The following is a 12,787-nucleotide window of genomic DNA, read 5'->3' on the forward strand; positions in this document are numbered from 1 at the left end:
CAGCGCCACGCGGAAGCCACGACCGGCCTGCGAACAGACCGCGGTCATCAGCCGAACCGGCCCACGCCGCAGCGAGAGCGTCCGGCTGGCGGTGCTGCACGCCGCGGACGACCTCCTCGTCGAGCGGGGTTTCGCCGGACTGACCATCGAGGGCATCGCCCAGCGCGCGGGTGTGGCCAAGCAGACGATCTACCGCTGGTGGAAGTCGAAGGTCGACATCCTCCTGGACACCCTCATCGACGACGCGCGTGAGGCCCTGGAGTGGCGGACGGACGAGGCCGCGGGTGTCGAGGAGAACCTCGCGTCCCATCTGCGGCGGGTGGCAGACTTCTTCGCGGAGCCGGCCGGCCAGGTGCTGCAGGCACTGCTCGGCCACGCCCAGTTGGAGAGCGACACGGCCACATCACTGCGTGAGGGGTTCCTGCGGGAACAGCGCGAACGCGACATGGCCGGCCTGCGCGAACTCCTCGCCCGCGACGCGGAGATCACCGTCGACGAGGGGACCCTCGACCACCTCGTGGATCTCCTGCTCGGCCCGCTGTACTACCGGGTGCTCGTGTTCGGTGCGCCCATCGACGAGGAGCTCGTGGACTCCACGACCCGGCTGGTGCTCACGCTCGCCCGCGAGTCGTCACCCCGGACCTCCTGACCGACCGTTGGTATGTGAGTGGCCCCCGGCGGGAGCGCCGGGGGCCACTCACATACCAACGGTCAGTGCAGGCTGATACAACCGCTCCTGATTCCCTCTATGACTGCCTCGGTACGCGAAGCGGCACCCAGCTTGATGAAGATCGAGTGAAGATGCACCTTCACGGTACGCTCGGAAATTCCCAGCGCCCTGCCTACCATCCGGTTGGAGTATCCCTCCTTGATGCCGTTGAGGACTTGGCACTCGCGTGGCGTGAGCATCGAAGCCGGCCTCGGCGCTAAGTCCTCTGGTGCCGGACGGGATACGCGAGACATGTGTTCCCCCTGTCATGCAATGGTCACCACTCGCAACGATTACGCGCTGCGCAATAATTATATGGGCCGGACTCAATCGCGCCATCAAACGTGGGTTACCTCACAAATGAAAGTTGCGCCTTAAAATTCTTACGATTTCACTGTGCGTCATCTGTGAAGGTTCCCAGTCAGCGCCAATTCCTTTCAGGGAAAGTGTAGGTTGCACACAACGCACTGGATTAATTAATCGAGGATCAATAGAGTGAAGCTCGGAGGTGAGCCGATGCTCATTGACCGCAAACGGCGAAATAATCACTTGCTCTATCTTGCGGGCTGCCTCGTCTTCTCCGGTGGCGCCTATCTCTTCATTCACTCGGATCTGGGAACCGACCCCCTCGACGTGTTCGCGCTCGGCCTGCTGGAGCACGTGCCCGTCACCGTGGGTGTCTCCCAGGCCACGGTGGCCGCGATCTGCCTGGCCGTGGTGGCCGCCTGGACCCGGACGAGGCCCCTGCTGTCCCCCTTGTTCACGTTCTTCTTCTGCGGCAGCCTGATCGACCTTCTCCGCTGGTCCGATCCGGCTCGGGGCCTCCCGATTCCCTCTCCCGGAGTACTCGCGTGCGCGGTCCTGATGTGCGCGTACGGTTCGGCCCTCATCATCATGAGCGGCTTCGGCATCAGGGCCATCGATCTGCTCGCCCTCACGATGACCAGCAAATGGCGTTGGCCTTTCTGGGCGTCCAAAGGAATCATCGAGGCCTCTCTCATGGCCTTCGGATTCCTTATGGGCGGCCCCCTGGGAATCGGCACGATCTGTTTCCTCGCGGGCGTCGATCTGCTGATCCAGCCGCTTATCACAGCGAACTCCAGGGTTTTTCGGATTCCCAATCTCGGGCTCCCCGAGTGCTCCGTCAATCCTGCCCGATGAAAACTCTGAGCAGCCCGCCAAAAGCCATTCAGAAGCAGCAAAAATCCACCCACGAAGCCACCCAAGGAAGTACTGAAATGACCTCCTCGCTTTTCTCCCCGAAGGTACGGGACGTACTGGACCACATCGCGTCCGAGCAACGGCGGGTGGACGAGACGGAGCAGCCGAAACTGCTCGAGAAGATCAGGCAGCGCAAGGATCCCTGGACCCCCGAGGAACTCGTGTCGGCGTGTGCCGGCGGCTACTACGCGGCCCCGGCGGCCATCGGCCGGATGCTGTACACCTGTGTCCGCGCCGTACGCCCGCGCACCGTCTTCGAGTTCGGCACCTCGTACGGATTCACCGCCATCCATATCGCGGCGGCCCTGCGGGACAACGGCACGGGAAAGCTCTGCACGGTGGACCTGCACGGCGGAAAGTGCGCCGCGGCCCGGGACAATCTGAAATCGGCCGGACTCGACGCATACGCCGAAGTCGTCACCGGTGAGGCGGTGGACGTGGTGTCCTCGTTCTCCCCGCCGATCGATTTCCTCTATCTGGACGGCTGGGTGGATTTCTATCTCGACGTCCTCCGGGCCGCCGAACCCCGGCTTCGCTCCGGTGCGTTGGTGCACGCGGACGACACCGAGAAGTTCGCCGCCGGTGCCCGCCCCTATCTCGACTACATCCGCGATCCCGCCAACGGCTATGTCTCCCTCGGCATCACCGACGGGCAGGGCCTCGAACTCTCCACGTACACCGGCCGCCCTGAACGGGTCGTGTCGTGACCGCCACCTCGTCGGCCGGCCCCGCGCGGCGCACAGCCGCGCGGGGCGGTGCCCGTTCCGGCTCGCGCACCGCCGCCGCCGCGCTCGGGATGTGCGTCATGCTGGTGTTCGGCCTGGGCGCCGGGGTGAATCTGGCGGTCGGCCGGCTGGCCACCAGCGCGCTCCATCCGACCCCGACCCAGGTCCTGTGGATCGTCGACAGCTATCTCATCGTCTTCGGCTGCCTGCTGATCCCCAGCGGCGCCCTGGGAGACCGCTACGGCCGCAAGGGAGCCCTGCTCGTCGGCCTGGCCCTGATGATCGTGGGGTCCCTCGGTTCCGCCGTCGCCCCCACCGTGCCCCTCCTGCTCGCGGCACGGGCGGTGACCGGTGCCGGCGCCGCCCTGATCCTGCCCAACAGCCTGCCGCTGATGATCAGTTGCTATCCGGCCGACAAGCGTGGCCTCGCCGTCGCGCAGTGGACCGCGTTGAGCGGAGGCGGCGGCGTGGCGGGCAACGTCGTGGGCGGTGCCGTTCTGCAGTTCTTCGACTGGCAGGCCCTGTTCGCGATCGCCGCCCCCCTGGCGGCGCTCGGTCTCGTGGCGGCCGCGAGGTCCCTGCCCCGGGTCGAACGCCATCACCACACCGTCGACACGGGCGGGGTTCTCCTCCTGGTCGTCCTGGTGTTCTGTGTGCTGTTCGGCATCATCGAGGGAGCCGAGCTCGGCTGGACCTCACCCGCCGTACTGGTGGCCTTCGCCACCGGCGCGCTGTTCCTGTTGGTCTTCTGCCGCTACGAACTCCGCCGGAAGGAGCCGCTGTTGGACCCCCGGCTGTTCCTGCGTCCCGGGATGCGCGCGGGCACCCTCGGCATCGTCGTCTCGTTCGTCGCGATGTACTCGGTGTTCTACCTCAACGGCCAGTACCTGATGAACGTCAAGGACTACCCGGCCGTGCTGGCCGGACTGGGGACGGCCCCCCTGGCCGTGGTGATCTTCCTTGTCTCGCCGCGTGCCGCCCGGCTCGCCGACCGCCACGGCTCCCGCCCCGTCGTCGCCTGCGGACTGCTGCTGGTGGTCGCCGGTCTGGGGCTGTTCTCCCTGTGCGGGCCCGGGACCGCCTACCTCCTCTACGCCGGGTGCATCGTCGTGGTCGGCATCGGGTCGGGACTGTCCAACCCGCCGCTGTCCAACGCCCTGGTGGCCTCCGTGCCCGCGCATCAGGCGGGGGTCGGCTCGGGCGTCAACAGCTTCAGTCGTGAGATCGGCGGGGCGCTCGGTTTCGCCGTCTTCGGCACGCTGCTCAACGTCCGGTTCACCGACGCCCTCCCGGCCGAGTCCCGGCATCTGAAGGACGGTTCGGCGGGCGGGCAGGCCCTGGGGACCGCCCTGCGCGGTGCGCGGGACCTCGGCTCCGACACGGGCGTACGGCTCGCCGCGCAGGTGCGGGAGGCGTTCACCACCGGTATGGCCGAGTCGTTGCGGGTGATCGGCATCGCCGTGCTCCTGGCGGCGCTCCTGGTCATCACGTGGCTCCGCCCGCACGACGCGGAGCGGAACACCTCCCGGGAGAGGCCTTGAACGGAACCGATGTCGAAGACCCCGGTCACCACCGGGACTGGACCGACGGGCTGTCGGGCCCCTGCGTGCCGCACGTGGACATGCGTCTGCTGCCGGCCCTGGACGCGCTGCTGCAGGAGGGGAGCGTCACCGGGGCCGCCGAGCGTCTGGCGCTGTCTCCGCCCGCCATGAGCCGTGCCCTGGCCAAGATCCGCCGCGCCCTCGGCGATCCCGTCCTGGTCCGCGCCGGACGCGGTCTGGTGCCCACTCCGAGGGCGCTGGAACTCCAGCCGAAGGTACGGGCCCTGATGCGGGAGGCGGAGGCCCTGCTCACGCCGAGCAGGCAGGAGGATCTCACCCAGGTCGACCGGACGCTCACCATCGTCGCGGACGAGGCCTACGCGGCCGTCCTGGCGCCGGTGCTGCTGAACCGGGCGAGCACTCAGGTGCCGCTCGCCCGGTTCACCTTCACCGTGGAGAACTCCCACGGCAGCGCGCCGCTGCGGGAGGGCGCCGTGGACATCGAGGTCGGCATCATCGACGAGCCCAGCCCCGAACTGCGGATCGAGCCGCTCTTCGAGGACCGGTTCGTGGGAGTGGCGCGAGCCGGTCATCCGCTCCTCGACACCGAGGTCACCGCGGAGGCGTTCGCCTCGGAGCGGCACATCAGCGTCTCCCGCAAGGGCCGTATGACGGGTCCGATCGACGTGGCACTGCACGCCCGCGGTCTGCGCCGGGACGTCGTCGCCTCCGTGCCGAGCTACGGCGAGGCGCTGCTGATGATTCCCGCCGGCGACTTCGTGACCGCGATGCCCCGCTCGCTCGCCGGCAGCGCGTGCCGGGCCGTGGACATCGAGGTGTTCGACCTCCCGGTCGAGACGGCCCCCATCAGCATCTGCCAGGCGTGGCATCCGCGGCACGACACCGAGCCGGTGCATGTGTGGCTGCGGCACGCCGTCCGGGCCGCGCTCACCCGTCGGCCCTCAGGGGACCCCGGCGAGCGCGGCCCGGACCGGCCCGTCGAGCAGCAGGCCGACGACTGAGTCCGGCGCCACCCTCGGTCCGTCCGGGAGGCCGCCGGCGACGACGGCGCCGAGGAGCAGCCGGGCCGCGAGCCGGGGTTCGATGTCGGCCCGGACGTCGCCCTGGGCGGCTGCGTGCTCCAGCAGTTCCGCCAGCCGCCGGAACACCGCCTCACGGCAGACGGCGTCCGGGCCGTCCTGGCTCCGCATGCCGTGCGCTCCCCAGAAGAGGGCGTGTCGCGGCGGGTCCATGGCCGCCGCGCCGGCCAGTCCGCGCAGCAGTGCGGCAAGGGTGTCGACATGCCGGCCGTCCGCCGTCGCGCCCGCCGGGAGCAGCGCCAGTACGGTCGTGCGCACCGGCGCCGTCACCGCGTGCAGCAGCTCCGCCTTGCTCTTCACATGGCGGTACAGCGCGGCCTTGGTGACACCGAGGCGGTCGGCGATGTCGCTCATGCTCGTCGCGTCGTAGCCGCGCTCGTGGAACAGAGCCGTCGCGGCCGCGAGGACGAGCTCACGGCCGCGACGCGGAGGGGACGAGGACGGTGCCGTCCTCGGCGGCGCGCTCACCTCGACGACTGTCCCCGGCACAACGCGAGCAGGGCCTCGGCGAGCCCGGCTCCGCCCTCCCCCAGCTCCTCGGCGTACCGGCCGCGTATGGTCTGCTCCCGCCCGGAGTCCACCTGCGAGCCGCCACGGCCCGTTCGCAGGCCCTGGATCTCCCGTGACGTCCGCAACCGTTGCTTTAGGGTGCCGATGAGGGAGCGGTCCAGGTCGTCGATCTGCTCGCGCAGCCGCGCGATGTCCTCGGGCGCGGGTTCCGCGGGGCCGCCGGCCCCGGTGGTGGCCATGGTGTCCATCGTCTTGCTCCGTTCGTACAAGTCACACAAGTCGTACGGGCTGAACGGGTCGAGCGGGGCGTGCCGGTCGTACGGGTCGGCCGCCGAGGGGTACGACCCCAGGGATCTCAGCCCCGGTACGCGCAGTCGCAGCAGGCCGACGGCGCGGGCCGTGGGCTCCTGGTCCAGGCGGCCGGGGCAGTCGGCGAGGAGGAGCGAGCCGCTCGTGCCGTCGGGCACGAGGTGCAGGGACACGGCCCGCAGAAAGGGGTGCCGCCGCAGGCCGTCCAGCAGTCCGCCGATGTCCTCCGGCCGCCCGTCGAGCCGCCCGATCAGCGAGGTGCGGTCGGCGGGCCCGGGGGCGGGCCCGCTCTGCCTGCCGGAGCAGGCGCACAGCAGGAACCGGGTGGTGGCGCCGGCCGTGTCCTGTATTCCCGTGGCGGCAGGCTGCAGGCCGTAGTGGGCGGCGGTGAACTCACCGGCCACGGCGGCGTCGCACTCCCCGTCCCGCACCCGGCGCGCGGCCTCGGCGTTCGACGGCGCGGAGGCCCAACGCGCCTGTGGCACATGGCGGTCGAGCCAGCCGCCGACCTGCCGCCGCGCATGCGGATGCCCGCTCACGGTACGGATGCGGGCGAGCCGCGTGCCGGGGCGCACCAGCAAGGCGAACTCGATGCCGAGCACGACTTCCCGCAGCACGGTCGGCGCGGGGGACTCCGCGAGCGCGCGCAGCGTGTCCGGGACCGTCCCGGCCACCGTGTTGTGCACGGGAAGCATGGCGGCGTCGACGTCTCCGCGGCACGCCAGCGCCAGGGCCTCCCGCGCCGTCGCGGCCGGCGTCAGCAGGGAGCCCGCGGCCTCGGGGATCGAGCGCAGCGCCCGCTCGGTGAAGGTTCCCTCCGGTCCCAGATAGGCGAACCTCCGCTCCGGGCGCGGGAGTCGGGCCGCGGCGGGACGCGCTCGTGTGTCCTGTACCGGCGTCTTCATGTCACACGGCCGCCAGAGCCGCGTCCATCGTGGCGGCCACCGCGCTCTTGGCGCGCCGCAGCTCCTTCTCCTCCAGCAGCCCCGGAGCGAAGGCGGCGGCGTCGATGGTCACACCGGCGGCGACCCGTCCGGCCTGCTCCACCTCCACCGTCGTACGGAGGATGAGCCTGCTGGGCTCCGTCAGGTCGGACTCGTCCACCGTCAGACGCAGCGTGGCGCCCACCGGGAAGAGGAAGTTGGAGAACGTGGTGTTCATGGAGTTGAGGACGATGTAGTAGCGCTGCTGCGGCCACCGCGAAGTGAAGTAGTGCTCGACCACCGAGAGGAACATCTGGCGGGCCGCCTCGATCGCCACCATGCCCTGGACATGGACGCGGTCCTGCACGTCGACGAGGAGTTCGTTGTGGTCGTGCAGGCGCAGCCCTGCCTCGTACGTGCTGTCGTCGACCTGGGTGAGGCCGGCGACCAGCACGTTGTCCTCGCGGGCCTTGTGCAGTTCCTGGCGGCGGGCCGGCCGCTCGGCGGAGTGCACCAGGACGATCCGGTCGTCCAGTTGCCGACGGGTGATCGCGTCCTTGAGGTAGGAGATCTCGAACTCGCCGATCCCCTGGCCGGTGACCACGTGCACCGGCCCCTCCACGGTGTCCAGGTCACCGGCGTCGAGAGAGCGGGCGAGGGCCGAGAGCGTCTCGGCTCCGACGGCCTCGGCGAAGTCGCGGAAGCGGTCGCCGACGACGAGACGGGAGGTGGCGGTGCTGCTCATGGACATGCCTCCTGGCTGGGGAAACCGCGGTCGGTGAGCCGCGGGAGTGCATTCAGCGTGAAGTCCCCGAAAAGCCGCCGGTAGTCGCCTGTTGGGCGTAGGTCCGGGCGTCTAGTTCCAGGGTGTTAGCCCGGTCGGATCCCACGTTCGCGCCCGGCGCCGGGCGCCCCCGGACGCAGGGGTTAGAGCGGAGGTACTAGCCGCATCGGCCGACTGCCGTTCCCTCGCCCCGTCACGAATCCTGGTGACAGCCCCCGGCCCCCGGCCCTCGCCCACAAGGCGCATCGCATGCCGGGTGGTCTGGCCGCGGTCCCCTGGTCGACAGGGCAAGGGGCGACGCGCCGGACCAGGAGAGGATCCTCTCGTCCGGGGCCCACCCGGCACGCAGCCGCGCCGCGGCGCTCACCCGGCGGCTCGAGTGGTCGGATCCGCCACGGGGCTCAACGGACGGCGCTTTCCCCGCCGCATCCGGCGGGACCAGCGCCGCCATCGCCTCCGCGACGGCCGCCGATCGCGTCGTGTGCCCTCGATCCCCGCACCCGCGCGAGGCCGAGGCCGTCGCCGATCTCGACGCCTTTGATGGCTTGGACGCCCCGCAACGCGCCCGCCGGTCGGGCCCGGCGCCTTCGCCGAGGCCCGTTCGACGACATGGCTGACGATCTCGCTCCCAGCCGGCCGTCTCCTTCAGGTACGACCGGACCACCGCCCCCCACGACATGCGCGGAGGCCCGCTCCAGGATCGGGCGGGCCTCGTCGAAGCCGTACGTCTGCATGCCGGCCAGGCCGGGACGGCCGGGACGCGGCGCGTTGCGCGTCAGGCCGCCGGCAGCTTCAGGCCGACGGGGTCGGCCGCCATGACCTGCTCCACCCCGCCCATGACCGAGCCGCCGCCCGGTCGGAGGGCCCGCCACCTCAGCGGGCCCGGAACTCCTGCAGGGTCACGTGCTCGGGTTCGCCGGAGTGCGCGCGGCCCGTGCCGTGGGCCCGCTCGGTGGCGGGGTCCGCCGGGTGGAGGCCGGTGAGGCAGCGTTGGGCCAGCTTCTGGTACTGCAGGGTCCCGTTGCCCTTCCAGGCGATCTCGTCGGCCGTCAGCTCACGCACGACCTTCGCCGGGCTGCCCGCCACGAGGTGCCGTTCCGGCACATGGAAGCCGGACTTGACGAAGCTGCCGGCGCCGACGAACGCCTGCCGCCCCACGACCACGCCGTCCATCAGGACGGACTTCATGCCGATGAGGCTGTCGCGGCCCACCCGGCAGCCGTGCAGCACACTGCCGTGGCCGACGTGGCCGTCCTCCTCGACGACCGTGTCGGCTCCGGGGAAGCAGTGCAGCACGCAGCCGTCCTGCACATTGGAGCCCGCGCGGAGTTCTATGTGCCCGAAGTCGCCGCGGAGGCTGGCGAGGGGGCCGACGTAGCACCCGGGTCCGACGTCGACCGAGCCGATCAGTACGGCGTCGGGGTGGACGAACGCCGTGGGGTGCACAACGGGCACGCTGCCTTCGAAGGAGTAGGTCCTTGCCATGGTTTCTCTCACCGTTCGTCCATGTCGGGGGCCGGGGCGGGCAGGGTCGGGTGTTACGGCCGGCGCGGTCACACCGGTGCCGCCGCCGCACGCAGCGGGCCGAGGGCGTCGTGTCCGTGGATCCAGGCGAGGTCGTCGGGCAGGCCGGCCAGCCGCACGTTGCGGGCGTCCGCCTCCGGGCCGTCCGGCAGTTGGAAGCAGGTGGCGTTCTTGCGGGAGCCCGCCTGGAGCAGTCGGGTGCGCGGCCGGCGCAGCTGCTCGTAGGCGCGCAGGGCCACCGCGACCTCGTCGGCGCCGGCGCCACCGAGCAGGTGGGCCAGCACCACCGCGTCCTCCAGCGACTGGTTCGCGCCCTGCCCGTGGTGCGGCAGCATCGCGTGGGCCGCGTCGCCGAGCAGCGTGACCCGGCCCGCGCTCCAGGTCCGCTGCGGTTCGCGGTCGTACAGCGCCCAGCGGCCGGGCCGTTCGCACGCGGCGAGGATCTCGGTGACGAACGGGTGCCAGCCGTCGAAGGCGGCGAGCAGTTCGGCGCCGTCGCCCTCGGTGGACCAGGACTCGATCGTCCACTCGGCATCGGGGACGACGGCGAGGAAGTTCAGCGCGCCGCCGCCGGCCACCGGATAGGCGATGAAGTGCCGGCCGGGGCCCAGCCACAGCCACAGCACCTGTTCGGCGAGTTCGGGGAGGTGCCCGAGCCGGTCCATGGGGACCAGGGCGCGGTAGCCGCTGGTGCCGGAGAACACGGCCTCGTCCGGGCCGAAGACGCTGTGGCGTACGGCGGAGTGGATGCCGTCGGCGCCGATGACCGCGTCGGCCTCCGTCTCGGTGCCGTCGGCAAAGCGGAGCACGGCGCCGGAGCCGGTCTGCTCCACCTCCGTGCAGCGCGCGCCGAGCCGGACCTGCCCGGTCCCCAGCTCGGCGAGCAGGGCCTGCTGCACGGCCGCCCGCTCCACGGTCCAGAAGGGGGCCTTGAACCTCTCCTGGTACCTGCCGGCCAGGGCGTGCGTCACCATCGGCCGGCCGGTGCGCCAGTGCCGGAAGTCGGCACGCACGGGCTCGACGGCCGTTCCCGTCAGGCGCCCGGCGACACCGAGGTCGCGCAGGGCGCGGTGGCCGTTGGCGCCGACGGCGATGCCGGCGCCCTGGTGGGCCAGTTCGCGGGCCTGTTCGTGGACGACGACCTCGACGCCCTGCCGTCGCAGTCCGATGGCGACGGCGAGGCCACCGATTCCGCCGCCGACGACGGCCACGTACGGGCGTGTGCGCGCCATGGATGTCTCCTCCTGTCTCTGTGCGGGACCCGCGCGGTCAGCGCGCCGGCGAGAGCCCGGTGAAGGCGCCCCGGTGGAAGACCAGGGGCTCGTGGTCGCGGCCGACGGCGCCCAGCACCCGCCCGACGACGAGCACGTGGTCGCCGAGGGGCTGGGTGAGGTGCAGGGCGCATTCGAGCGTTCCGGGCCCGTCCGGCAGGACCAGGCAGCCGGTGTGCGGCCCGACGGCCCAGTCCGCGGCGTCCTCCACGGCGGGGCGCTGCGCTGCGGGCGTGGTGAGGACGCCGACCAGGGAGCGCGCCCGGTTGCCGAGGAACGACACGGCCCACTGGCCGGAGGTGCGCACGCGGTCCAGAAAGGTGGAGTCGGCGCGCAGGTACATGGACACCAGCGGCGGGTCGAGGGAGACCGAGGTGAACGAGTTCACCGCGATGGCATCGTGCCGGACTCCGGAAGGAGTGTCGAACCGGGTCGACACCGCGCACACACCGGTGACGAACTGCCCCATAACGCGCCGGAGTTGGGCTTCGTCCGGCAGGGCGCGGGTGCTCACCGCGCGGCCTCGGTGGGGGTGCCACCGCCGATGACGGTCGTGTCCTTGGGGTTGATCAGGTCGGGTACCGTCCAGCCGTTCTCGTCGTACTCCGACAGGCACTGGTCGACGAGCCGCTTGTAGTCCTCGAACTTCCCCGATGCCTGCTGGGCGTGCAGCGCCTCGAATCGGATCTGCTCGTGGTTGCCGGCGTAGTTCATCTCGTACAGCTCCCAGCGGGCACCGAACTCGGTGCCGACCGCGTCCCACGCGAGCTTCATCAGCTTGACGCGGTCGACCGCCTCCACACCGAGGCCCCTGACGTACTTGTCGAGGTAGGGCCGGACCTCCGGGTTGGACCAGTCGAGCGCGTGGGAGTTGTTGTAGATCAGGGCGCTGCCGAGGTCCCGCAGGAAGATCTCGCGGACCTTGGGGAAGATCGAGGAGGACAGGACGCGGAAGGCCAACGCGGTCTCGCCGTTGGGGGTGACCGTGCCGTCGGGCCACTTGGTCGGGTTCTCGGCCATGGAGTCCACCAGGGCCCAGAACATGTTGCGGTAGGCGAGAACCTCACCGAGCCGGCTCTGCACCCCGCGGAACTCCGAGGTGCCCGTCGTCTCCAGGCACTTGGCCAGCAGGCCGGTCAGGAAGTCCATCTTCACCGCGAAGCGGACGCAGGCGTGGAACATGGCGCGGTAGAAGAATCCGGAGCCGTAGAAGAAATTGTTCGCCTTGTCGACGTCGTAGCAGAACACGTTCTCCCAGGGAATCAGCACCTGGTCGAAGACGAGGATTCCGTCGTTCTCGTCCAGGCGACTGCTCAGCGGCTGGTCGAACGGGCTGCTGACGGTGGCCGCCGCGAATTCGTACGAAGGCCGGGAGATGACCTTCAGTCCGGGGCTGTTCGTCGGCACGATGAAGTACGCGGAGAATTCCTTCGCGCCCTTCGGTATGACGCCGTAGCTGCCGATGAAGATGTGCTGCGTGAGCGCCGCTCCGGTGCCGACGACCTTGGCCCCGGACACGACGAGACCGGCGTCGGTCTCCCGGTCGACCGTGAGCATCACGTCCTTGAGCTCGGTGAGCCCCCGGTTGCGGTCGATCGGCGGGTTGACGATGCCGTGGCCGATGAACAGCACGTTCTCCTGGGCCTTGCGGTACCACGCGGCGGCGTTGTCCTCGAACGGCGCGTAGTGCTCCCTGTTCGACCCCAGGGTGGACAGGAAGGCGGCCTTGAAGTCCGGGGTGCGGCCCAGCCAGCCGTAGGTCATGCGGGCCCACTCCTCCATGGCCCGCGCCGCCGCGCGCAGGTCGCCGGTGGTGTACGGGGCCTTGAAGTAGGGGTGGGTGAAACCGCCGTTGCCGGTGTCGGTGGGGACGACCAGCTTGCTGTTGCGCTCCGGGTCGTGCAGCGCGTCGTACAGCCGGGCCACCATGCGGGAGTTGTTGCGGAAGGCCGGGTGGCCGGTGACGTCCTCCACCCGCTCGCCGTAGATCCGCACCTCGCGGCCGTCGCGGAGGCTCTCGAGGTATTCGTCCCCGGTCTGCGGGCGGGAGACGGATCCGGACGGGTTGACGGTGTTGCTCATGCGGGATCACCTTTCGAGCGGACTTTTGCGCCTGCCGAAATGCTCCAGGAGTGCGACTGGCCACGACAGTCGGCCACTGGGGCTAGTA

General features: G+C 70.5%; 13 protein-coding genes and 1 pseudogene. 5 read left to right on the forward strand and 9 right to left on the reverse strand.

From position 1 onward, the window contains the following. Nucleotides 1–91 precede the first annotated feature (91 nt). A complete protein-coding gene (locus ACIREI_RS22330; protein ID WP_403335416.1) occupies nucleotides 92–649 on the forward strand; it encodes a TetR/AcrR family transcriptional regulator in 558 nt (185 codons plus the stop codon). Nucleotides 650–711: 62 nt separating this feature from the next. Here ACIREI_RS22330 and ACIREI_RS22335 read toward each other — a convergent pair whose 3' ends face one another. Beyond that, the gene (locus ACIREI_RS22335; RefSeq protein ID WP_403335418.1) at nucleotides 712–963 is read right to left on the reverse strand and encodes a response regulator transcription factor; all 252 of its coding nucleotides are present in this window, start codon (nucleotides 961–963) and stop codon (nucleotides 712–714) included. Nucleotides 964–1,225: 262 nt separating this feature from the next. Here ACIREI_RS22335 and ACIREI_RS22340 point away from each other — a divergent pair, with 262 nt between their 5' ends. From ACIREI_RS22340 to ACIREI_RS22355, 4 genes are all read left to right on the forward strand, one after another. Beyond that, entirely contained in the window at nucleotides 1,226–1,870 is a 645-nt protein-coding gene (locus ACIREI_RS22340; protein WP_403335421.1) for a YitT family protein, read from the forward strand. A 77-nt stretch (nucleotides 1,871–1,947) separates the two neighbouring features. Further along, nucleotides 1,948–2,637: an O-methyltransferase gene (locus tag ACIREI_RS22345; RefSeq protein ID WP_403335424.1), complete on the forward strand. Its 690-nt coding sequence runs from the start codon at nucleotides 1,948–1,950 to the stop codon at nucleotides 2,635–2,637. Then, nucleotides 2,634–4,196 carry an MFS transporter gene (locus tag ACIREI_RS22350; RefSeq protein WP_403335427.1) on the forward strand — a complete coding sequence of 521 codons (1,563 nt, stop codon included), beginning with the start codon at nucleotides 2,634–2,636 and terminating at the stop codon, nucleotides 4,194–4,196. The genes ACIREI_RS22345 and ACIREI_RS22350 overlap by 4 nt, the downstream gene beginning before the upstream one ends. Next, entirely contained in the window at nucleotides 4,193–5,218 is a 1,026-nt protein-coding gene (locus ACIREI_RS22355; RefSeq protein WP_403335430.1) for a LysR family transcriptional regulator, read from the forward strand. The genes ACIREI_RS22350 and ACIREI_RS22355 overlap by 4 nt, the downstream gene beginning before the upstream one ends. Here the strand turns inward: ACIREI_RS22355 and ACIREI_RS22360 are convergent. The 8 genes and pseudogenes from ACIREI_RS22360 to ACIREI_RS22395 all read right to left on the reverse strand — a co-directional run bounded on the left by ACIREI_RS22360 (nucleotide 5,159) and on the right by ACIREI_RS22395 (nucleotide 12,699). Then, nucleotides 5,159–5,764: a TetR family transcriptional regulator gene (locus tag ACIREI_RS22360; protein ID WP_403335433.1), complete on the reverse strand. Its 606-nt coding sequence runs from the start codon at nucleotides 5,762–5,764 to the stop codon at nucleotides 5,159–5,161. The genes ACIREI_RS22355 and ACIREI_RS22360 overlap by 60 nt on opposite strands. Then, nucleotides 5,761–7,020, reverse strand: coding sequence for a chorismate mutase (locus tag ACIREI_RS22365; RefSeq protein ID WP_403335436.1), 1,260 nt, complete (start codon nucleotides 7,018–7,020; stop codon nucleotides 5,761–5,763). The genes ACIREI_RS22360 and ACIREI_RS22365 overlap by 4 nt, the downstream gene beginning before the upstream one ends. Nucleotide 7,021: 1 nt before the next feature. Continuing rightward, a complete protein-coding gene (locus ACIREI_RS22370) occupies nucleotides 7,022–7,783 on the reverse strand; it encodes an AfsA-related hotdog domain-containing protein (RefSeq protein ID WP_403335439.1) in 762 nt (253 codons plus the stop codon). A 491-nt stretch (nucleotides 7,784–8,274) separates the two neighbouring features. Then, a pseudogene (locus ACIREI_RS22375) lies at nucleotides 8,275–8,810 on the reverse strand (hypothetical protein); the annotation flags it as partial. Next, nucleotides 8,696–9,307 (reverse strand): transferase hexapeptide repeat family protein, encoded by a 612-nt coding sequence (locus ACIREI_RS22380; protein WP_403335442.1) that lies wholly within the window; start codon nucleotides 9,305–9,307, stop codon nucleotides 8,696–8,698. The gene ACIREI_RS22380 and the pseudogene ACIREI_RS22375, both read right to left, overlap by 115 nt. A gap of 68 nt (nucleotides 9,308–9,375) precedes the next feature. After that, nucleotides 9,376–10,578 (reverse strand): FAD-dependent monooxygenase, encoded by a 1,203-nt coding sequence (locus ACIREI_RS22385; RefSeq protein ID WP_403335444.1) that lies wholly within the window; start codon nucleotides 10,576–10,578, stop codon nucleotides 9,376–9,378. Nucleotides 10,579–10,615: 37 nt separating this feature from the next. Beyond that, nucleotides 10,616–11,131: a flavin reductase family protein gene (locus ACIREI_RS22390; protein ID WP_403335447.1), complete on the reverse strand. Its 516-nt coding sequence runs from the start codon at nucleotides 11,129–11,131 to the stop codon at nucleotides 10,616–10,618. Beyond that, nucleotides 11,128–12,699, reverse strand: a complete 1,572-nt coding sequence (locus ACIREI_RS22395; protein ID WP_403335450.1) for a 4-hydroxyphenylacetate 3-hydroxylase family protein — start codon at nucleotides 12,697–12,699, stop codon at nucleotides 11,128–11,130. Before ACIREI_RS22395 ends, ACIREI_RS22390 begins: the two co-directional genes overlap by 4 nt. Nucleotides 12,700–12,787 lie beyond the last annotated feature (88 nt).

It is taken from the genome of Streptomyces sp. NPDC093591 (genome assembly GCF_044764885.1).
In the GTDB taxonomy this organism is placed as follows: domain Bacteria; phylum Actinomycetota; class Actinomycetes; order Streptomycetales; family Streptomycetaceae; genus Streptomyces.

Excerpts from the sequence above, each read along its gene's own strand:
- ACIREI_RS22335 (WP_403335418.1), bottom strand. The coding sequence starts at position 963 with ATGTCTCGCGTATCCCGTCCGGCACCAGAGGACTTAGCGCCGAGGCCG.
- ACIREI_RS22385 (WP_403335444.1), bottom strand. The coding sequence starts at position 10,578 with ATGGCGCGCACACGCCCGTACGTGGCCGTCGTCGGCGGCGGAATCGGT.
- ACIREI_RS22345 (WP_403335424.1), top strand. The coding sequence starts at position 1,948 with ATGACCTCCTCGCTTTTCTCCCCGAAGGTACGGGACGTACTGGACCAC.
- ACIREI_RS22340 (WP_403335421.1), top strand. The coding sequence starts at position 1,226 with ATGCTCATTGACCGCAAACGGCGAAATAATCACTTGCTCTATCTTGCG.
- ACIREI_RS22395 (WP_403335450.1), bottom strand. The coding sequence starts at position 12,699 with ATGAGCAACACCGTCAACCCGTCCGGATCCGTCTCCCGCCCGCAGACC.
- ACIREI_RS22380 (WP_403335442.1), bottom strand. The coding sequence starts at position 9,307 with ATGGCAAGGACCTACTCCTTCGAAGGCAGCGTGCCCGTTGTGCACCCC.
- ACIREI_RS22370 (WP_403335439.1), bottom strand. The coding sequence starts at position 7,783 with ATGAGCAGCACCGCCACCTCCCGTCTCGTCGTCGGCGACCGCTTCCGC.
- ACIREI_RS22365 (WP_403335436.1), bottom strand. The coding sequence starts at position 7,020 with ATGAAGACGCCGGTACAGGACACACGAGCGCGTCCCGCCGCGGCCCGA.